The organism is Roseivivax sediminis (genome assembly GCF_900112685.1).
GTDB lineage: Bacteria > Pseudomonadota > Alphaproteobacteria > Rhodobacterales > Rhodobacteraceae > Roseivivax > Roseivivax sediminis.
On the sequence record NZ_FOMS01000005.1, the window covers coordinates 298779 to 318859 of the forward strand.

Annotated in this window: 18 protein-coding genes and 2 pseudogenes; 10 read left to right on the forward strand and 10 right to left on the reverse strand. The window is 67.5% G+C overall.

The annotated features are described in order from the left end of the window. Positions 1 to 4 precede the first annotated feature (4 nt). On the forward strand, positions 5 to 412 hold the full coding sequence (gene cueR / locus F3H57_RS10265; RefSeq protein ID WP_149755805.1) for a Cu(I)-responsive transcriptional regulator: 408 nt from the start codon (positions 5 to 7) through the stop codon (positions 410 to 412). A gap of 158 nt (positions 413 to 570) precedes the next feature. Here the strand turns inward: cueR and F3H57_RS10270 are convergent, their stop codons facing one another. From F3H57_RS10270 to F3H57_RS10295, 6 genes are all read right to left on the reverse strand, one after another. Continuing rightward, the gene (locus F3H57_RS10270; protein ID WP_149755806.1) at positions 571 to 1236 is read right to left on the reverse strand and encodes an amino acid ABC transporter permease; all 666 of its coding nucleotides are present in this window, start codon (positions 1234 to 1236) and stop codon (positions 571 to 573) included. Beyond that, complete coding sequence (locus F3H57_RS10275; RefSeq protein WP_149755807.1) at positions 1233 to 1973, reverse strand: amino acid ABC transporter ATP-binding protein; 741 nt, start codon at positions 1971 to 1973, stop codon at positions 1233 to 1235. The genes F3H57_RS10270 and F3H57_RS10275 overlap by 4 nt, the downstream gene beginning before the upstream one ends. Then, positions 1973 to 2638 (reverse strand): amino acid ABC transporter permease, encoded by a 666-nt coding sequence (locus F3H57_RS10280; protein WP_149755808.1) that lies wholly within the window; start codon positions 2636 to 2638, stop codon positions 1973 to 1975. The genes F3H57_RS10275 and F3H57_RS10280 overlap by 1 nt, the downstream gene beginning before the upstream one ends. A gap of 61 nt (positions 2639 to 2699) precedes the next feature. Then, on the reverse strand, positions 2700 to 3524 hold the full coding sequence (locus F3H57_RS10285; protein ID WP_188129653.1) for a transporter substrate-binding domain-containing protein: 825 nt from the start codon (positions 3522 to 3524) through the stop codon (positions 2700 to 2702). A 348-nt stretch (positions 3525 to 3872) separates the two neighbouring features. Then, positions 3873 to 5432 carry a GTPase family protein gene (locus F3H57_RS10290; RefSeq protein WP_149755810.1) on the reverse strand — a complete coding sequence of 520 codons (1560 nt, stop codon included), beginning with the start codon at positions 5430 to 5432 and terminating at the stop codon, positions 3873 to 3875. Beyond that, positions 5422 to 6531, reverse strand: a complete 1110-nt coding sequence (locus tag F3H57_RS10295) for a YcjF family protein (RefSeq protein ID WP_149755811.1) — start codon at positions 6529 to 6531, stop codon at positions 5422 to 5424. Before F3H57_RS10295 ends, F3H57_RS10290 begins: the two co-directional genes overlap by 11 nt. A 270-nt stretch (positions 6532 to 6801) precedes the next feature. On the opposite strand from F3H57_RS10295, the gene F3H57_RS10300 reads away from it, so the two are divergent. Together F3H57_RS10300 and F3H57_RS10305 are read left to right on the forward strand one after the other, a co-directional pair. Further along, positions 6802 to 7758 carry a TAXI family TRAP transporter solute-binding subunit gene (locus F3H57_RS10300; protein WP_149755812.1) on the forward strand — a complete coding sequence of 319 codons (957 nt, stop codon included), beginning with the start codon at positions 6802 to 6804 and terminating at the stop codon, positions 7756 to 7758. Positions 7759 to 7826: 68 nt separating this feature from the next. Further along, positions 7827 to 9611, forward strand: a complete 1785-nt coding sequence (locus F3H57_RS10305) for a TRAP transporter permease (RefSeq protein WP_149755813.1) — start codon at positions 7827 to 7829, stop codon at positions 9609 to 9611. Positions 9612 to 9656: 45 nt separating this feature from the next. On the opposite strand, the gene F3H57_RS10310 is transcribed toward F3H57_RS10305, so the two are convergent. After that, positions 9657 to 10733, reverse strand: coding sequence for an ABC transporter ATP-binding protein (locus F3H57_RS10310; protein ID WP_149755814.1), 1077 nt, complete (start codon positions 10731 to 10733; stop codon positions 9657 to 9659). Positions 10734 to 10858: 125 nt separating this feature from the next. On the opposite strand from F3H57_RS10310, the gene F3H57_RS10315 reads away from it, so the two are divergent. The 7 genes from F3H57_RS10315 (at position 10859) to F3H57_RS10345 (ending at position 17463) form a co-directional block, all read left to right on the forward strand. After that, on the forward strand, positions 10859 to 11566 hold the full coding sequence (locus F3H57_RS10315) for a GntR family transcriptional regulator (RefSeq protein WP_149755815.1): 708 nt from the start codon (positions 10859 to 10861) through the stop codon (positions 11564 to 11566). Then, on the forward strand, positions 11563 to 12513 hold the full coding sequence (locus F3H57_RS10320; protein WP_149755816.1) for an alpha/beta hydrolase fold domain-containing protein: 951 nt from the start codon (positions 11563 to 11565) through the stop codon (positions 12511 to 12513). Before F3H57_RS10315 ends, F3H57_RS10320 begins: the two co-directional genes overlap by 4 nt. Beyond that, positions 12510 to 13724, forward strand: a complete 1215-nt coding sequence (locus tag F3H57_RS10325) for an ABC transporter substrate-binding protein (protein WP_149755817.1) — start codon at positions 12510 to 12512, stop codon at positions 13722 to 13724. The genes F3H57_RS10320 and F3H57_RS10325 overlap by 4 nt, the downstream gene beginning before the upstream one ends. A gap of 76 nt (positions 13725 to 13800) precedes the next feature. Beyond that, on the forward strand, positions 13801 to 14730 hold the full coding sequence (locus tag F3H57_RS10330) for a carbohydrate ABC transporter permease (protein WP_149755818.1): 930 nt from the start codon (positions 13801 to 13803) through the stop codon (positions 14728 to 14730). Further along, positions 14730 to 15563 carry a carbohydrate ABC transporter permease gene (locus F3H57_RS10335; protein ID WP_149755819.1) on the forward strand — a complete coding sequence of 278 codons (834 nt, stop codon included), beginning with the start codon at positions 14730 to 14732 and terminating at the stop codon, positions 15561 to 15563. Before F3H57_RS10330 ends, F3H57_RS10335 begins: the two co-directional genes overlap by 1 nt. A gap of 20 nt (positions 15564 to 15583) precedes the next feature. Beyond that, positions 15584 to 16471, forward strand: a complete 888-nt coding sequence (locus F3H57_RS10340) for a sugar phosphate isomerase/epimerase family protein (RefSeq protein ID WP_149755820.1) — start codon at positions 15584 to 15586, stop codon at positions 16469 to 16471. Further along, positions 16468 to 17463 (forward strand): Gfo/Idh/MocA family protein, encoded by a 996-nt coding sequence (locus tag F3H57_RS10345; protein WP_149755821.1) that lies wholly within the window; start codon positions 16468 to 16470, stop codon positions 17461 to 17463. Before F3H57_RS10340 ends, F3H57_RS10345 begins: the two co-directional genes overlap by 4 nt. Before the next feature lie 219 nt (positions 17464 to 17682). Here the strand turns inward: F3H57_RS10345 and F3H57_RS10350 are convergent, their stop codons facing one another. The 3 genes and pseudogenes from F3H57_RS10350 to F3H57_RS22195 form a co-directional block, all read right to left on the reverse strand. Further along, complete coding sequence (locus tag F3H57_RS10350; RefSeq protein ID WP_149755822.1) at positions 17683 to 18735, reverse strand: NAD(P)-dependent alcohol dehydrogenase; 1053 nt, start codon at positions 18733 to 18735, stop codon at positions 17683 to 17685. 150 nt (positions 18736 to 18885) lie between these two features. Continuing rightward, a pseudogene (locus tag F3H57_RS22525) lies at positions 18886 to 19442 on the reverse strand (transposase); the annotation flags it as partial. Between the two features lie 308 nt (positions 19443 to 19750). Beyond that, positions 19751 to 20081, reverse strand: a pseudogene (locus F3H57_RS22195) (hypothetical protein); the annotation flags it as partial.

Genomic DNA, 20081 nt, shown 5'->3' on the forward strand with positions numbered 1-20081 from the left:
ACGCATGAATATCGGAGACGTCGCGGAGCGCTCAGGCCTGCCGCCCAAGACCATCCGCTATTATGAGGACATCGGCCTCATCCGCCCGGGGCGCAGCGCCAACGGCTACCGCGCTTTCCGCGAAAACGACCTGCACAAGCTGGCCTTCATCGGCCGGGCGCGCACCCTGGGGTTCACCATTGAGGAGTGCCGGACCCTGCTTGATCTCTACGAGGACGAGAACCGCGAAAGCGCGGTGGTCAAGAGGATCGCCGAGGATCACCTCGCCCGGATCGACGAGAAGATCGCGCAGCTGAAGTCGATGCGCGCCACGCTCGCCGAACTCGTCGCGGCCTGCCACGGCGACAGCCGCCCCGACTGCCCCATCATAGAAGACCTGGGCCGGGGCGGCAGACCCGACGACCCTGCGTGACGCCGAAGCCTCCGGCACGGGCCGGAACCGGCACCGGAGGGCACGGGCGATGCGCCATACCTGCCGGGCCACGGCAGCGGGGTGACGAGCACCCCGTCGCCCCGTCCACCTCCGTCCGCATGGCCGGACACGGCCGCTCGAGGCCGGCTGCCGCGAACCTAGCGGTTCACCCCGGGAATCGCGGTCCGGGATTCCACGATCTGCAGGACCTGTGCGACGATTCCGGTCAGAATGACGTAGATGACCGCGAGAAGCAGAAAGACGTCGAAGAACTGGAAGGTCGTGTTGCCGATCTTCTCGGCCCGTGCGGTGATCTCGCTCACCCCGATGGCATAGGCGATCGAGGTGTATTTAAGCTCGAGGATGGCCTCGTTCGTCCATTGCGGGATCACCCGGCGCATGGCCTGCGGAAGGACGATCGAGCGGAACCCCTCCATGCGTGTCATGCCGATGGCGCGCGCCGCCATCATCTGTCCGGGCGGCACCGAGCGCACGGCGCCGCGGAAATACTCCGCCTGGTAGGCGGCGGAATTCATCCCGATCGCCACGAACGCGGCGAGAAACGGATCGAGGACGATGCCGATCTCCGGCAGGCCAAGATAGATGAAGAACATCTGCACGAGCATCGGCGTGCCGCGGAATATCTCGACATACGCGGTCGACAGGCCATAGACGACGCGGTTGCCATAAAGCCGGCCGGTAGCCAGCAGGAGGCCAAGCGTGAACCCGAGGATCATCGCAAGCACCCACAGACCGAGCGTGACCGGCAGGGCCGCGAGGATCTCCGGCAGGTATTCGACCGCGAAGGAGAGGAAATCGGTCACGCGGCCTCCCCTTCTCCGATCGCGGTCAGGAACTGCCTGGCGCGGTCATGCTTCGGGGCCGAGAAGAACTCTTTCGGCGGCGCCTCCTCGAGCACGTGGCCGCCATCCATGAAGATCACCGCGTCGGCCGCGCGGCGCGCGAAGCCGACCTCGTGGCTGACGACAAGCATCGTCATGCCATCGCGCGCCAGGCTCTGCATGACCGACACGACCTCCCCGGTCAGCTCGGGATCGAGCGCGGAGGTCGGCTCGTCGAACAGCAGGACGTCGGGATCCATCGCCAGGGCACGCGCGATCGAAACGCGCTGCTGTTGGCCGCCGGACAGCTGCGAAGGGTAATTGTCGGCCCTGTCGGACAGCCCGACCCGGTCGAGTTCCCGGTCCGCCCGCTGGCGGGCATCGGCCTTCGACATCTTGCGCAGCTTGCGCAGTCCGATGGTGATGTTGTCCCGGGCACTGAGATGCAGGAACAGGTTGAAGTCCTGGAACACGAAGGCGATGCGCTGCCGCATCCGGTTGACGTTGGCGTCCGTGACCTCTTCGCCATCGAGCCGGACATGGCCCGAATCCGCGGGATCGAGGCGATTGACGCAGCGCAGGAGCGTCGACTTGCCGGTGCCGGACGAGCCCATGATGACCTTCGTCTCGCCGCGGTCGAGCGACAGCGACACGCCCTTGAGCACCTCCGTCGATCCGAAGCTCTTGCGGATGTCCTCGACTTCGAGAAGCTTTGCCATCACCGGGTCTCCCCATATCCAGGTATCGCGTAACGGCGTTCGAGGCCGTAGAGGGCCCGGTTTCCGAGCCAGTTCACGACGAAATACATCAGCGCGATCACCGCGAAGACGACGAGGATGTTTCCTTGCGTGCTCGAGATGATGTAGCGACCCTGCCGGGTCAGCTCGACCACGCCGATCACGTAGGCGAGCGACGTTGCCTTGAGCTCGCTGGAGAACTCGTTGGTCCAGGGGCCGATCGCCTGCCGCAGCGCCTGCGGAAGGACGATGTTCTGCACCGCCTGCGCGCGCGACATGCCGATGGCGCGGGCGGCCTGCATCTGCCCCCTCGGAACGGCCTGGATGACACCCCGGAAGATCTGCGACTGGTAGGCCGTCGATCTCAGGCCCAGCGCGAGGACGGCGGCCGGGAACGGCTCGATCGGGTAGAAATCCCCGAGACCGTAGAAGAAGAGCAGCAGCAGGACGATTTCCGGGATACCGCGGAAGACCCGCTCGAATGCCATGCCGAACCAGCGCAGCGGCCTTGGTCCGTAGACTTCCGCCAGGGCCAGCGCGATCCCCAGCACGAAACCGACCGCGAGCAGCGCGACGAGAAGTTGTATCGCCACCCACAGGCCTCCGAAGAGATACGGCAGGTGGTCGATGATGATGTCGAAGATCAAGGAATGCCCCCGTCATGAAGGGGCCGGCGACGCTGCCACCGGCCCGCGTTCGTGGCCCGGTTCAGCCGTCGTAGCCGGGGATCGGGTCCTGGTAGCTCTCGACATAGTCGGGCATCGTGGTCGGGATCTCGCGGATCGAGGCCTCGGGCTTGTATTCGTGCACGATCTCTTCCCAGGCGCCGGAGTCGTAGATGTTCACGATGCCGGCGTTGAGCTTGGCGAGAAGATCGTTGGGATCGCCCTTCTGCACCGCGAGAGCCTGCGGCTGGTTGCGCTGGATCGTTCCGATGATCTTGATGTCGCGCCCGTTCGCGATGAACTGCTCGGCCGTGTCCGTCGAGGTCACGACCGAGTCGAGGCGACCGGCTTCCATGTCCTCCACGGCGACGACGTAATCTTCGTAACCGCGGATCGAGAGACCGACATCGCCGTTCTCCACCAGCTCGCTTTCGAGCCAGTTGTACTGCGTCGCGCCGTTCTGCGCCCCGACGGTGGCACCGCAACAAAGCGCCGTGACCAGGTTCATTTCGGAATCGGTCGGAACGAGGATCTCGTCGTCGTTCTCCCACCAGGGAATCGTGAAATCGAGCGCTTCCGCCCGGTCCTCGGTCACGTTGAGCCCTGTCACGAGCAGGTCGATCCGCCCCTGCGCCAGCGCCGGGATCAGCGAGGGCCATGGCAGATCGGTGAACTCGACCTCGATGCCCTGGTCTTCGGCGATGGCCTTCATCGCGTCGATCGCGATCCCCTTGTACTCGCCTTGCTCGACATAGGCCCACGGCGGAAACGACGCTTCGACACCGGCTGTGTAGGTCTCTTGCGCGGACAGGGGGCCTGCAACTCCGAGTGCTGCGGCACAGACCATGAGGCGGGTTCGGTACTGCATTCTGACGTCTCCTTGACCTTGCGGATATGTATCAAATCCTACCGCAGCGGCTCGGAAACGAAAGGCCGCGGGCCGCATTTTGTGTCGCTCCGCCACATAACTGACTGACAGGTATATGAATTTGGAGGGTATTAGACGCTGCATGCACCGTTTGCGGAAGCGAGAGTCGCGGCAGATTCACTTGCAGATGCATGTTCCTCAACCCGTCGGCAGCGCAGAGCCATCCTCTCGTTCGCCAAAACATGGCCGGCAAATGTCGGCCAGCTTTCCGAAGGAATAGCCACCCCGCGCCGCATCGATCCCGCCGTGAAACGTCGACGGCGCAACGAAACCCCGATCCTGGCGCACTCACCGCCTGGTCGAGCCGCGGTAGCGGGCGGCGGCTTGCTTGCCGACGGCGCGCAGGCTTCTCGTGACGCCGTGAACGGTATCGACCGCCTCGCGCCCGAACGACTTTTCTCCGCGCGCCAGACGCGCGCGGTTGCGCTGTACGCTCACCGCCTCGAAGAACCGCGCCTCGAGCTGCTGGCGGACCGCCGGGACGTTCCAGTCGTCGGCTCCGACCGAGACCGGAACGGGCGCCTCGATGCCGACCTCCTGCGCGATCGCGCGCACAGCCTCCCCGATCCGGGTCTGAACCTCTTGGGGGATTGCGTGCTCGGGATAGGGCCAGTCCGGCCCGGCGAGCCTGTCGCAGAAGGTCGCGACGCCGAGGACCGGGGGAACCCTGCGGTCGGGTCTTTCGGAAAACCGCGCGAAGATCGCGTCGATGGCGGCCCGGTCGACCTCGCGGCCCGGTCGGTTGACGGGCAGCGCCCACAGCAGGATGTCGCACCGTTCCGCCTCGCGCAGGGTCACCTCCTTCACCCCGGTGCTGCCGTCGAGGCCCGGCAGGTCGACCACGTGGCACGGCATGCCGAGGATCTCTCCGTCATGCGCGGTCTCGCGGTCCGTGGTCGGCGGCATGTCGGTTTCTGCCGCCTCCCGTCCGAGAAGCGCATTGGCCAGGCTCGACTTGCCCGCGCTGATCTGCCCGGCGATGGCGATGCGCAGCGGCGCGTCCGGTTCGGCAAGCCGCGCGCGGTCGAGGTTGGCATCCGCGAGGATGCTGTCCAGAAGCTCCGCATCCGACATCCGCAGGCGCCCGGAATAAAGCTCCGTCGCCGCCTTCGCGATCTCCTCGTAGAGGATGCGCTGGCCGATCACGTGCAGCTCGCCGGTCAGCATTTCGGAATTTCCGCTCGTCACCACGTCGTTGAGCTCCCGGATGATGGCGAGAGGCAGCCCGGCGGTCGCGCGGAACACGCGGTAGGCGCCGTAGCCGAGACCGTAGATGCGCCGCGCACGGTCCTGATTGCGCCAGAGCCACAGAAGGGTGCCGACAGAGATCCGGTCCGAAATCGAGATGTGGGATTTCAGATTGGCCCGCAGCCGCGAGGAGACACGCTCGACCAGCAACAGGGCTTCGGGGATCGTGAAGTCGAATTCCCCCTTGCCCCGGTCGCCCGAGGCGCGCGCGACGGTCCGAATGACCTCGAGCGCGAACGCCTGCATCTCCTCGGCGGGCATTGGCCTGCTTGAGAGCCGCGCGTCGATCAGGGCCCGGCCCGCCGCGAAGGCCGCGCGCTCGGGTGCGGACCAATCGGGGTTCGCTTCGACATGCCCCCCTTCGATGTCCTCGGGATCGGGCGCTTCGTCGCGTTTCGCGAACCAGGCCGGGCTGTTGAGCGCGACATAGATCGCGAGAGCGAACAGCGCGCAGCCGATCGAGAATTGCAGGAGCGCGCCGTGTTCGCGCAACCACACGAGACCGAGGAGGAAGCCCGCCAGGAAGGGCAGACCGATCGCGGCGGCGCGAAGGACGATGCGCCATCGCAGCAGCGCGCCGCGGAGCCGGTCAACGATCATGCCGGCCCGCTCCCTTCAGTGCCGCGCGGAACGTCTCCTGCATGTCGTCGCGGGACGGCGTCTCTCCGACCGACAACGTATGGAGGTAGCGCGCGGCGGTACGGCCGAGCGCATAGGTCGCCGCGAAGGTGAACGTGCTCGCCGCGACGGCGCCCACCGTCTGCCCGTAGGCGGGGATGAACTTGCTGCCCTGGCGAAGGGCGACGGCGCCCGCGAAGCGCCCGCCGATGCCGAGCCCGAGCAGCGAGACGAAATTCCGCGCCAGCGCGATGGTCACCGGCACGCCGTAGTGATCGCCCAGCTTCTTGAGCATCGTGAACTGGATACCGGTCGAGGAGAACAGGCCCACAAGGACGATGGCATCGGACCCGGCGGCGAGGCCGGAATAGAACAGAACCGTCCGGCGCACCTCCCGAAAGGCGCGGGATTCCGCGTCGGTCGCCGCCTCTTCGCGCAGCGCCAGCCCGGCATTCGGGAGCGTTTCGACAAGCGCGTCCTGCAGCGCCGCGATCTCGTCTTCGCGCGGCGCGCCGGTCCGGGGCAAGCTGATGACGACGTCCGGGATCTCGCGGCCCGCGGCCTCACGGAACCGCCGCGCGGTCGCGGAGCGGGCCCTTTGCAGCGCGCCGGCGTCGGACACGAGATCGCCGCCGGTATGTACCAGCAGAACCTCCATCTTCGGGCGCCGCCGCATCACCGCCCGAAGCGCCTCCGCGACCTCGCCCTGCACCGGATCGTCGAGCCGCGCGACCACGATGATCGCGTGGCTGTGCCCTTCGCAGGCTGCAAGGTCTTCCGACGGATCGTACCCGGCCTCGCCGAGCCCGCGCGTATCGAGAAAGCGGACAAGCGGCTGATCGCCGGGATAGTCGAACTTCCGGGACGTCCGTGTGCAGGACGTGTAGCCGTTGCCCAGCTCGATGTCGTCGAGCCCCGTCAGCACCCTGATGAGAGAGCTCTTTCCCGCACCGGTCCGCCCGAGGAGCCAGACGATTGGAATATCACGCGACACATGCCCCTCGGCGGGCCGGCTTCCACCATCCGTGGACCCGCCCTTCGGCGCGCCGGTTCCGAGTATTCGGTGAAAGATGTTCTTCATGGAGTTTCGCGTGTGATCCGGCAGGGTTCCATCCTAAACCATAAGTACCGCAACGGGATCAGCCAAGATGCTCGAGCGACAGCCCGGGGCACGGAGGCCGTCATCGGGATCGGACAAGACAGCCGGGTGTGATCCGCGGCGACCCGGACACCCGGCTGATCAGCACCGGCTCGACAATCCGGCAAACGAAACGCAATAAGGCACCAGAGCGCCGCCGGGGCCACGAGCCCTCCACGGCGCGAGGATTGCGTGTACTTGGGAGGAAACAGCATGAAATCATTGGGTTTGGTCTTCGGCGCCGCGCTCGCGTTCGCAACAATGGCCGGGGCCGCCTCGGCCGAGACGCGGGTGACTTACAAGTCCGCCAAGTCGGGCTCGTCGTACTACCAGATGGGCGTGGAACTGGCCGAAGCGATGAAAGCCGGCACCGGCGGCGATATCTCGGTCACGATCGAGGAGAGCCAGGGCTCGGTCCAGAACGTGATGGAAGTGCGCGCCCGCGGCGGCGACTACGTCTTCACCACGCCGCCCGCCCTCGTCGGGCTGGCGCAGGAGGGCCGCGCGATGTTCGAGGACAGGAGCGTTCCGGCCTTTGACGAGATCCGCGCGCTCTTCCCGATCCCGTCGCTGACGATGCACTTCGTGATGTCCGAAGAGACCGGCGCGACGAAGCTGGCGGACCTCGAGGGCACGACCATCCTGCTCGGCAAGGGTTCCTTCGGCGCGACCGAGGGTGAGAAATACCTCGAGATGTTCGGGCTGTCGGAGAATGTCGAGATCGCGGATGTGGAGCTCTCGAACGCCGTCTCGGCGCTGAAGAACGGTCAGATCGACGGGTTCGTGACCGCCGGCTCCTACCCGGCGCCGAACGTCGTGGAGGCCGCGGCATCGACGCCGGTCAACGTGATCTCGATGAGCGAGGACCAGATCGAGGAAACCGGCCGCACCCGGCTCGTCATCCCCGCCGGAACCTATTCGGGCCAGGATGAGGACATCGTCACCACCTCGCTGCCGGTGGCGGCGTTCACCACCACGAAGATGGACGACGAAACCGCCTACCAGCTGACCAAGACCTACTGGGAGCAGAAAGCGAAGATGTCGGACACCTCGCCGTGGTGGGCGGGCGTGACGCCCGAACTCATGGCCAACATCACGACCGAACTGCATCCCGGCGCCGCACGCTACTACGACGAGGCCGGCATCACCGCCGGCGGCTCCGGCCAGTGACATGAACCGCGGCGCGGGGAAGTACCCCCGCGCCGCCTTCCCCTGCCCTTCAGCATCGACATCATCGAATGACCGACCTCCCCGAGAACCGGCTCCTCGCGGGCTTCTGGATCGCGCTCGCCGCGGCGCTGGTGGCCTACCATCTCGCGCTCGTTTTCTCGGGCCTCGTTCCGAACCTGGTGAGCCGACCGCTCCACATGGCGTTCATCCTGCCCTTCGCGCTGGTCTTCGATGCGCGCAGCCGGGCCCGGTGGCTGACCGGCCTCGTGATCGCGGCGGTGGGGATCGCCGCGGCGCTCTGGGTGGCGCTGAACAGCAGCGCGCTCGGCGACCAGTACGGCTTCATCGAAAGCAACTTCCAGCTTGGCGTGGCGATCACGCTCCTGCTCGTCGTGCTCGAGACCGCCCGCCGCGCGATCGGATGGCCGCTTCCGCTCGTCGCCGCGCTGGCGCTGCTCTACGGGCTGTTCGGGCAGCATATCCCGGGCGAGTTCGGCCATGCCGGCACGCCGATCGAGAGCTTCCTCGGCACGCTGACCATCGCCGAGGGCGGCATCTGGGGCCAGTTGACCGGCGTGTCGGTCAACGTCGTCGCGATCTTCGTGATCTTCGGCGCAGTGCTGAACGCCGGCGAGGCGGGCCAGGGTTTCATGAACCTCGCTTCGGCGGCGGCGGGCCGGCTGACCGGGGGGGCGGCCAAGGTGTCGGTCCTGTCCTCGGCGCTTTTCGGATCGATCTCGGGCTCGGCCTCGGCCAATGTCGCCTCGACCGGCGCGATCACCCTGCCCGCCATGACCAAGCTCGGCTACCCGAGGCGCCTCGCCGCGGCGGTCGAGGCGGTGGCGTCGTCGGGCGGACAGATCATGCCGCCGCTGATGGGGGCCGGCGCCTTCGTCATGGTGGAGCTGACGGGCGTGCCCTACACCGGCGTGATGGCAGCGGCGGCGCTGCCCGCGCTGCTTTACTTCGTCGCGGTCTGGGTGGGGATCGACGCCTACGCCAGGCGGTTCGAACTGCGGGGCATCGACGCGGCGGACCGCCCGTCGGCCCGGGCCGTCGTGGTGACCTCGATGTTCTTCGCGGTCCCCTTCGCGGTGCTGCTCTGGGGCATGTTCGGCGCTGGGTTCACGCCGGAATACGCCGCCGCGATGGCGATCCTCGCCGCGGCGCTCCTGCTGCTTCTCAACGCCGAGATGACCTTCCGCCCGCGCCAGATCGCGGAGCGATCCGCGAACGCAGTGCTCAACGCCGCCCGCCAGGTGTCGATGATCGCCTCGATCATCCTCTGCGCGTCCATCGTGATCGGGGTGCTGGCGATCACCGGCCTCGGCGTAAAGATCACGTCGCTCATCCTCGCGGGATCGGGCGGGCTGCTCTGGCCGTCGCTGCTGCTGACCGCGCTGGCCTGCCTCGTCCTGGGCATGGAGGTGCCCACGACGGCGGCCTACGTGATCTGCGTGTCGGTCGCGGGCCCTGCGCTGATCGAGCTGGGCCTCGCGCCGCTGCAGGCGCATCTCTTCGTCTTCTGGTTCGCGCTTTTGTCGACGATCACCCCGCCGGTCTGCGGCGCGGTGTTCATCGCCGCCGGCATGATCGGGGAGCGCTGGCTGAAGGTGGCGTTGACCGCGATGGCCCTCGGCATCGGCCTCTATATCATCCCGCTGGGCATGATCGCCAACCCGGCCCTGATCGCGCTGTCCGAGACGCCGGGCGCCGCGCTTTTCGCCGGATTGCGCGTGGCGGCCGGCCTGACGCTGATATCTCTGGGCCTCATCGGCACCCGCCGCCCCGTCTACACGATCGCGCTCTGCGGGGCCGGCCTGACGATCGTCTTTCTCGGCGCGCCTGTCTGACAGGCCGGCCGGGGCGAGCCCCGTGCCGGCCCCCAGGACCGGAGATCAGGCGGCGTCGAGCCGGGCGCCGGTTTCACCGTCGAAATAGTGCAGGCGTGCCGGGTCGTAGCCGAGGCCGATGCGCTGGTCGCGGTGCAGGTCGACGTCCGGCGACAGCCGCGCGGTCAGCTCGCGCCCGCCCAGCCGGCAGATCGCCATGGTGTCCGACCCGAGCGGCTCGTAGACCTCCACGGTCGGCGTCAGGTTGGCCGCCTCGGGCGTGGCCCAGTTCAGGTGCTCGGGCCGAATGCCGACATCGATCTTCGCGCCGTCCCGCGCCGGCACCTCTCCGAGGTCGAGCGCGACCTCGTCCATGCGCAGCTTCGGCGTACCGGAGGAGCGATCGACCTCGCCCGAGAAGACGTTCATCTGCGGCGAGCCGATGAATTCGCCGACGAAGCGGCAGTTGGGCTTGGCGTAGAGTTCCATCGGCGGGCCCTCCTGCACGATCCGGCCCGCGCGCAGGACGACCACGCGGTCGGCCAGCGTCATCGCCTCGGTCTGGTCGTGGGTGACGTAGACCATCGTGGTCTCAAGCATGGCGTGCAGGCGCTTGATCTGGGTGCGCATCTCCACCCGCAGCTTGGCGTCTAGGTTCGAGAGCGGCTCGTCGAACAGGAACACCGACGGCTCGCGCACGATGGCGCGGCCCATGGCGACGCGCTGGCGCTGACCGCCGGAAAGCTGGCCGGGCTTGCGGTCGAGGTAGTCGCGGATCTGCAGGATGCCGGCGGCTTCCTCCACGCGCGGCGCGATGTCGGCGGCCTTCTGTCCCCGCATCTTCAGGCCGAAGCCGATATTCTCGCGCACCGTCATGTGCGGATAGAGCGCGTAATCCTGGAACACCATCGCCACGTCGCGGCCCTTGGGCTCCACGTCGTTCACGAGACGCCCGCCGATGCGCAGCTCGCCGCCCGAGATTTCCTCGAGCCCCGCGATCATGCGCAGCATCGTCGACTTGCCGCAGCCCGACGGACCGACGAAGGCGACGAACTCGCCGTCGTTCATGGTCAGGTCGACGCCATGGATGGCGCGTACCGCGCCGTAGTCCTTCACCAGTCCGTTCAGACGGATATCGGCCATCTAGTCCTCCTCCCGCACAGCCCTCGGAAATTGGGGGTTGCGTTATCGATAATTGAGACGTTATCAATATCGATAATACGACGCAAGCCCGGCAAGGGCACGGTTGGGGAGGACCGGACGGAGGCATGGCGGTGGAGAGTTTCAATCAGGACCCGGTCTCGGATCTCGTGCCGCGCCAGTCGAGCCGCCGCAGCCACACGCTCTTCGTCGAGCTGCAGAAGGAGATCGTCCTCGGCATCCTCGCGCCCGACAGCACCCTGACCGAGCTGGACCTCGCCCAGCGCTTCGGCTGCAGCCAGGGCACCGTGCGCGAGGCGCTGATGCAGCTGAGCGAGGAAGGCCTCGTGAAGCGTCAGCCCAATCGCGGCACCCGCGTCGCCCCCTGCCCGGCCGACGATGCCCGTGCCCTGCTGACCCTGCGGCGCGAGGTCGAGTGCACGCATCTCGACCGGGTCGTGGAGCGGACCGACGCGCACCTTTTGGCCGACATGCGGGCGCTTCTCGATGCCATGCGCAATGCCGCGCGCGACGGCGACGAATACGGCCTGTCGGTGCGCGACCGGGCCTTTCACACCCGCCTCTTCGAAGCCGCGGACCTGCCGCTGGTCACGCCGATCCTGACCCGCTGCCTGATCCACGCGCATCGCTTCAAGATCCTGAACTCGCAGCCCAATCGCGCGCTGGAGGAGACGGCCGAGCGGCATCGCCCGATCGTCGAAGCGCTGGAGGCGCGTGACCGCGCTCGGCTGCACGACCTTCTGGCGCACCACATCGCGACCATCGTGGATTTCGGCCCCGACCTCACCGGCGGTGCGGCGGAGGGCGACGCATGACCGGTCCCTCGCCCAACATGCAGGCGGTGCTCGACCAGCTCGCGGCCGAGGATGCGGGGCTCGCCGATCCCACGACTCTGCCGTCGCAGCACGGCCGCGCGTTGGCGGATCTGACGAACCTGCGCTGGAACGCGGACCTGCCGCCGGTGCGCGAGGCGCGCACGGTGATGCATGCCGGTCTGCCCGGTCGCTGGATCGTCCCCGAAAACGACACCGGCACCGACGCGATCCTGCACGTCCATGGCGGCGGCTGGGCATTCTGTTCGGTCGCCACGCACGAAGGCGCATCCCGTCGCCTCGCCAATGCCTGCGGCTGCCCGGTGCTGACGGTTGATTACAGGCTGGCGCCGGAACACCCCTACCCCGCGGGGCTCGAGGACATCCTGCGCGCGTGGTGGGGCTGCGATCCGGCCCGCCGCTGGAGCCTTGCCGGCGACAGCGCCGGCGCCAACCTCGCGCTTGCCGCCGCCCTGCGCCTGGCTGCGATGGGCGAGGCCCCGCCAGCCACGCTGCTGTTGTTCTACGGCGTCTACGGCGCCGACTTCGAGACCGAGAGCTACCGCGCGCGCGAAAACGGGCCGGGCCTGACCCGCGCCAAGATGATGCGCTACTGGGACTGGTACGCGCCCACCCCGATGCGCGACGACCCGTGCGTCGCGCCGGTGGTCGCCGCTGACGCGGCTCTCGCCGCGCTGCCACCGCTCTATCTCAATGCCGCCGGGCTCGACCCGCTGCTGTCGGACACCGAGCAGCTCGTCGCGCGGCTGCGCGACCTGGGGCGGGACGACCGCTTCGACCGGATCGAGGGGGTCGTTCACGGCTTCATGCAGATGGGCACCGCCCTGCCGGAGGCGCGGAGCGCCTTCGAGCGCGCCGGTGCCGCGTTCCGCGACATCACGTCGACCGCCGCCCAAGGAGGGACGGCCCAACAGGGAGGAAGACCATGAAACTGAACAAGATTACGGCACTGGCCTCGGCGCTGGCGCTCATCGCCGGCGCTGCCTCGGCGGACAGCACGGTGCGCTTCTGGTACCACTTCGACAACGCCGACAACCCGATGAACGACCTCATCGCGGCGTTCGAAGAAGAGAACCCCGACATCACCGTCGAGGCCGAGAACATTCCGTGGAACAGCTACTACGACCAGCTTTACACGGCGGTGATCGGCGGCAACGCCCCCGACGCGGCGATGGTCAAGATGTTCGCGCAGCCGCGGCTCGTGGAGATGGGCGCGCTGCAGCCGATCGACGACTGGCTGTCCGAGTGGGACGGCGCGGACGGGCTGCAGGACAACCTGCTGACCCTGACCGCGGGGCCTGACGGGTCGCAGTACTACCTGCCGGTGCAGTACGTCGTGCTCTACCTCTACTACCGACCCTCCATGTTCGAGGAGCTGGGCCTCGAGGTGCCGACCACCTGCGAGGAATTCCGCGAGGTCGCGAACGAGCTGACCCGCGACACCGACGGCGACGGGCAGACCGACACCTACGGTTTCGGCTTCCGCGGCGCCAAGGGCGGGCACGACCACTGGGCCAGCTTCACGCTGGGCGCCGAGGGCGTGAGCCTGACCGACGGGCTGGCCTCCGAGGCCGGCGTCGCAGGCACGCAATTCGTGGCCGACCTCTTCCAGGAGGACGGCGTGTTCCCGCCCTCGGCCCCGAACGACGGCTTCCAGGAGATCATCGGCGCCTTCAAGGCCGGCAAGACCGCGATGACCATCCACCACATCGGCTCCGCCAACGGCATGGTCGAGGCGCTTGGCGAAGACGTGGCCGCCGCGCCCGTCCCCGAATGCGGCGGCGGGCGCTGGACCGCCTTTGGCGACGAGAGCACCGCGGTGATGGCCAATGCCGAGGACCCGGAAGCCACGTGGAAGTGGATCAGCTACCTGTCGTCGGAGGGCAACAACGCCACGTTCAACGAGGCGACCGGCCAGTTGCCGGTGGTCAAGGCCGACAGCGACAGCTGGTCACTGCATCCGCAGAGGTTCGTGCAGGCCACCGTGGACAGCCTGCCCTTCGCCGAGATGCTGCCCAGCAGCAACGCCACGGCGGATTTCGTCAACACGGTCTGGCCGACGCAGATGCAGCGCGTCCTGACCGGCGACATCGAGGCGGCCGAGATGAACGAGACCATCGCCGAGCTCTTCGCCGAGTGATGCGTCTCTCCCGGGCGCCCCGCGCGGGGCGCCCGGACCGCGACCCTTCCCTTCCGACAGCCGAAAGCTTCGTGCCATGACGGACGCGACCGCGACCGATACATCCCGACACGATCGCCAGAGCCGCCGCGCCACGCTGGGCCGCCGCGTTCTGCCTTACGCGATGCTCTCGCCCGCCGTGCTGGTGACGCTGGCCATCGTGTTCTTCCCGATGGTGCAGACCGCCTGGATGAGTCTGCACGACTACGTGCTCTTCCGACCCAACGACTTCGACTGGGTCGGGCTCGAGAATTTCCGCACCGCTCTCTCGGACGAGGTCTTCTGGATCTCGCTGCGCAACACGATCATCTGGATGGGCACGACGATCCCCGCGCAGCTCCTGCTGGGGCTGGTGACGGCGCTCCTGCTCAATCAGCAGTTCCCGTGGCGTCCGCTGGCGCGCGCGCTCATCATCATCCCGTGGGCCCTGCCGTCGGTGGTGATCGCGCTGATGTGGGTGTGGATCTACGACAGCAATTACGGCGTCGCGAACGAATTCCTGCTGCGCATGGGCCTGATCCAGCAGTCGATCCCGTGGCTGGCCGATCCCGACTATGCGCTGGCCTCGATCATCCTGACGCTGACCTGGCAGGGCTTCCCGTTCTTCGCGGTGATGATCCTCGCCGGCCTCCAGGCGATCCCGCAAAGCTATTACGAGGCTGCTGCCATCGACGGCGCGAGCGCGTGGCGGCAGTTCTGGCACATCACCCTGCCGGGCATCGCCGGCGTGATGATGACCGCCGTGCTGCTGCGCCTGATCTGGGTCGCCAACAGCTTCGACGTGATCTTCGTGATGACCGGCGGCGGGCCAGGCTACGCCACCCACACCCTGCCGCTCTATGCCTTCATCAAGGCGCGGACGAACCTCGATTTCGGCTACGGCTCGGCCATCGCGGTGCTGTTCACGATGCTCCTGATGGTGGTGGTCGTCTTCTACCTGCGGCGGACCGGAAAGGCGGTGTCCTGATGGCGCTTCACAAACCTTCGACGATGCGGCGCATACTGACGGTTGATCTGCCGATGGTGGCGATCCTCGCCTTCACGCTCGGCCCCTACCTGTGGATGTTCCTGACCTCGATCAGCGATGAATCCACGCTCTTCACCGAGGGGCCGTCGCTGCTGAACGCAACGCTCGAAAACTACACCCGGCTGTTCCGCACGGTGGGCTTTGCCGACAACCTCCTCGACAGCTTCATCGTCGCGGGCGGAACCGTGATCGTGGGTCTGTCGCTGAGCGTGACCGCGGCCTACTCGTTCTCGCGCTTTGAATTTAAGTTCAAGCGGGTTCTGATGCTGCAATTCCTGCTCATCAACATGTTTCCGCTGGTGCTGCTGATCCTGCCGCTCTTCGTGCTGATGCGGGTGCTGGGGCTGCTCGACACCCACATCGCGTTGATCATCGCCAACTCCACCATCGCGATCCCATTCTCGATCTGGATGATGGTCAGCTACATCAACGGCATCCCGCGCTCGCTCGACGAGGCGGCGATGACGGACGGCTGCACCCGTCTGCAGGCGCTGCGCCGCGTGGTGCTGCCGCTCTGCCTGCCGGGGATCATCGCCACCGGGATCTACATCTTCATCACGTCGTGGAACGAGTACCTCTACGCCCTGACGCTGGGCGGCCGCGAGGTGCGCCCGATCACCGTCGCCGTGCAGACGCTCATCGGTGAATACGAGGTGCAGTGGGGTCTGCTGACCGCCGGCGGCATCGTCGGCGCCCTGCCCGCGACCGTGCTGTTCCTTCTCGTCCAGAAACGCCTGATCTCCGGCCTGACACAGGGCGCGGTGAAGGGCTGACCAAACCAAGAGGACCTGTCGTGCAGAATCCGATCGGCATCATTTCCATGCAGTTCGCGCGCCCCTTCACGCGCGCCGACCTGCCCTATTTCGGCAAGGCGCGCGAGCTGGGCTTCGACTTCGTCGAACTGCTCGTGCCCGAACCCGATGACGACCTGAGCCCGGCCGACGTGCGCCACGCGGCCGAGGACGCGGGCATCTTCACCGTGCTCGCGGCGCGGGTGAACCCGCAGCGCTCCATCGCCTCCGACGACGCGGACGCCCGGCAGGGCGGGATTGACTACCTGCGCCAGGCCGTTGACGTCGCCGCCGAGATGGGCGCGACCGTCGTCGGCGGGCCGCTCTACGGCGAGCCCATGGTGTTCGCCGGGCGCCCGCCCGTGCCGCGCAGCGACGCCGACATCGCGGCGCGGGCCGCGCGCACGGTGGAGGGCTTCCAGGCGGTCGCCCCGCACGCCGAGGCGGCGGGCATCACCCTGGCGGTCGAGGCGCTTAACCGGTTCGAGACCGACATCCTGTCGACCACGCGGCAGGCCTGCGAGGTCGTGGATGCGGTCGACAACCCGGCGTTCAAGCTGATGCTCGACACCTTTCACATGAACATGGAGGAGCGCTCCATCCCCGACGCGATCCGCATGGCCGGCCCGCGCATCGCGCATTTCCAGGCCAACGAGAACCATCGCGGCCATCCCGGCACCGGCCATATCGACTGGCCCGCCGTCATGCGGGCACTCGCGCACGCGAACTACGCCGGGCCGATCTCGCTCGAGCCGTTCCGCCGCGACGACGATCGCGTGGCCCTGCCCATCGCGCATTGGCGCGCGCCCCACGAGGACGAGAGCGCCAAGCTGCGCGCGGGCCTCGGGGTGGTGCGCAACGCGCTGGCACTGGCGGAGGTGGACCAATGATCCGGATGGGATGGATCGGCTGCGGCCGGCACGCGCGCCAGATGCTGCTGCCCCAGCTCGGGCGTAACGACATCCGCGTCGCGGCCCTGTGCGACCGCGACGGCGCGGCGCTGTCGCGCACGGCCGAGGAATACGGCGTGACCGCCTCTTACGACGATTTCCGCGAGATGATCGCGGCGGGCGGCATCGACGCCGTGGGCATGGCCGTCGGCCCCGACCTGCACCGCGCCGCAGCCATCGCCGCGCTCGAGGCCGGACTGCCGGTCTTCATGGAAAAGCCCCCCGCCGCCGACGCGGCAGGTGCCCGCGAGGTCGCAGAAGCCGCCCGCCGCGCCGGCAAGCCGGTCATGGTCGGCTTCATGAAGCGTTATTCCACCGGCAACCGCATCGCCATGAACACGCTCCGCGACGGAGATTTCGGCGACGTGCTGGGGATCACCGGCGCCTACATGACCGCGCCCACCTATTTCGAGGGCGAGCCCGACTATACCGGCTTCTACCTACACCACTGCGTCCACTACATGGACCTGATCCCGTGGTTTGCCGGCGAGGATTTCGGCGACATGCAGGTCCGCAGCGCATCCCCCGCGCCGGGCAAGCTGCTGCTGCACGTCAACTTCACCACCGCGGGCGGCGTGATCGGCAACGTGGTCATGGGCACCGTCCAGTCGCGCGGCACGCCGATGGAGGAGATCCGCATCATGGGCGACCACGCCCGGCTGCACGTGGACAACATCATCGACGTCGCGCTTTACCGCGATCCACCGTTCAAGGCGGACGATCCCGGCGCGCGGCTGGACCCGGCCTGCGACACGCTCTCGTGGCGGCCGAACTTCACCGCCGCGGCGAACGAGGATCACAAGGGCTATGCCGCGCTCCTGTCCGACGTGGCGGCCGTCCTGCGCGGCGACACCCGCGCCGTCCCGGACATCGAGGACGGCGTGCGTGCGATGGAGCGGCTGGAAAGGATGATCGACCAGATCGACTCCTGACCTGCACGCTTCGGCGGTCCCGCGACAAAGCACGCAGTCGCGGGATCCCTCGCTGGCGGGCATCGGGGTGTGGCCCGCCAGCGGAACTTGTCTTGCAGGCCGCCCGGCCTCTTCAGTGCGATGGCGGCACCGCCGGACACCGACTTGTCCTGACAGTGCACTCAACCCTGGCCCGCCATGGCTGTATCGCGCGGTCGGGCTTGCGGCGCGCGGGCTGCCTCATTGCGGCAGTTCGATCTGCATCTTGACCTCTTCGGGTGGCGCCTCCGCGGCGCGCTCGAAGGCGGCAACGCCGTCCTCGAAGGCGTAGGTCCGGGTGATCAGCGGTCGCACGTCGATCGTGCCCGATCCCAGCATCGCCAGGCAGCGCGGGAAGACGTGGGCATAGCGGAAGATGTTCTCGACCCGCGCCTCGCGCACCATCGCCGCCCCCGCGTCGTAGGGGATCGCGTCCGACTGACCACCGATCAGGGTGACGCAACCGCCCGGGGCGAGCGGCTCGAACACGCCTGCGGCGGCCTTGGGCGATCCGGTCGCCTCCCAGACCACGTCGGCACCCCAGCCGTCGGTGTCGGACAGGACCGTGGCGGCCGGCTCCCCGCCGCCGGCCCGGACGGGCACGACGGCCGGGCTTAGGCCCGCGGCGATCTCCAGCTTGGTGTCCGACAGATCGGTCACGTAGAGCCGCGCGCAGCCGGCCGCCAGAGCCGCCAGCGCAGTGACCAGCCCAATCGGCCCCGCGCCGAGGACCACGCCCACGTCCCCAGGCTTGACCCGCGCCTTGGTGGCGGCATGGACCCCCACCGCCAGCGGCTCCGCCATCGCCGCCTCGGCGAAGGAGACGTTGTCGGGCAGTTTGAAGGTGAACGCCTCGGGGTGCACGCAGGTCGGGCGCAGGATGCCATGCACCGGCGGTGTCGCCCAGAACCGAACCGCTGGATCGACGTTGTAGAGACCCAGCCGCGAGGCCCTTGAATTGGGATCGGGAATCCCCGGCTCCATGCAGACGCGATCGCCGACGGCAAGCCGGGTAACCTCTGCCCCCGTCTCGATCACGGTGCCGCTGGCCTCGTGACCTAGGATCATCGGGTCGCGCACCACGAACGGCCCGATGCGCCCGTGCGTGTAGTAATGCACATCCGAGCCGCAGATCCCCACGGTGTGCAGCTTGATGCGGACATCGCGCGGGCCGAGCGTTTCTTCCTCGCGGTCGACCTGCGGGACATCGCGCAGCGACAATTCGTGTTGGCGTTCCAGGACCAGAGATCGCATTCGCCTATCCTTTCAAGATGATACAATCCCCCCGCCCAGCACGCAGGCAAAGGGTCGTGACGATCGGCGGCCGACCCATCCGCCAAGCGCGTCCGGACCGGTCGGAGCCCGAGCCTTATCACCATCGCCCCGGACGACCAGCAGAACCGGTGCGTTGCGATCGGCAGCACGGCGGCGAACCGTGAGCCCTTCCTCGCGATAGAGCCGCTGGGTCTTCTTGCGGTTCACGGTATGGCCTTCCTGGCGCAGAAGGACGTGCAGGGGACGGGATCCAAACCGTCGCCTTTGATCGGCCAGCTCCCGCAGCTCCGCGTCATCGGGACTTCTGGCGCGATAGCGGATCGAGCTCCGATCCACGGCGATCATGGCGCACGCCCGCCGTTCGCTCACGTCGAGGCTCGTCCTCAGATGTGCGACCGCGTTCCGCTTGGCGGCGGGCGTCACCACTTTTTTGACAGCTGATCCTTCAGCCTTGCATTGTCGAGCATCGCATCCGCATAAAGCCACTTCAGTCTTGCGTTCTCGTCTTCCAGAGCCTTCAGGCGGCGCGCGTCAGACACGTCCATGCCACCATACTTCGCCTTCCAGGCGTAAAACGTCGCCGACGACATCCCGTGCCTGCGGCAAAGATCCGCGACGGTCGCCCCGGCATCTTTCTCTCGCAAGATATCGATGATCTGCTCTTCGCTGAACCTGCTTCGCTTCATATCCAGTCCCTTCACTTTGGTCTGGATTCCGGCAGCCCATGGAGGAGAAACAAGGGGTCACGTCACTTGGTGCCGGGTCGGTTCGACGGCGGCATCCGCCTCGGCGATGGGCTGGACTAGGACATCATCGCCCGACGTCGCACGCATGAGACCCGTCCGGTGGTGGTCGGCGCGCCAGATTACCTTGCCCGCGCGGGAACGCCTGAAAACCCAGCCGACCTGGGCAATCACACCTGCCTTGGCTACCGGATGCACTCGGCGCGTCGGGTGATGCCGTCGCGGTTCACAGGGCCCTCCGGCAGGCGATGTCAGCATAGCGTGTTGGCAGGCCGCGGCGTATCGAGGAATGCCTTGAAGATGGAAAGGTAATCGCGGTCGCCATTCTCACGGGCAGCGTGCCACCGGCCATAGGCCCTGAGGTTGCGCGAAGCCGGGCCGCAGAATGGGCGGATGAAGTCCCGGTAGCGGCTGATCAGGGCGTTCACGGTGTTGATGTGATGGGTCTTCGGCATACGGCGAGACCGCTTCCCGCCGTTCAGCGCGAAGTGCGTGATGCGGGTGGTCTTTGCGATCGCCTCGTAGGTGGCGTGGCCATCGGTGCAGAGCACAGCGTCCGCCGCCATCGTTGGGAGAAGCGCA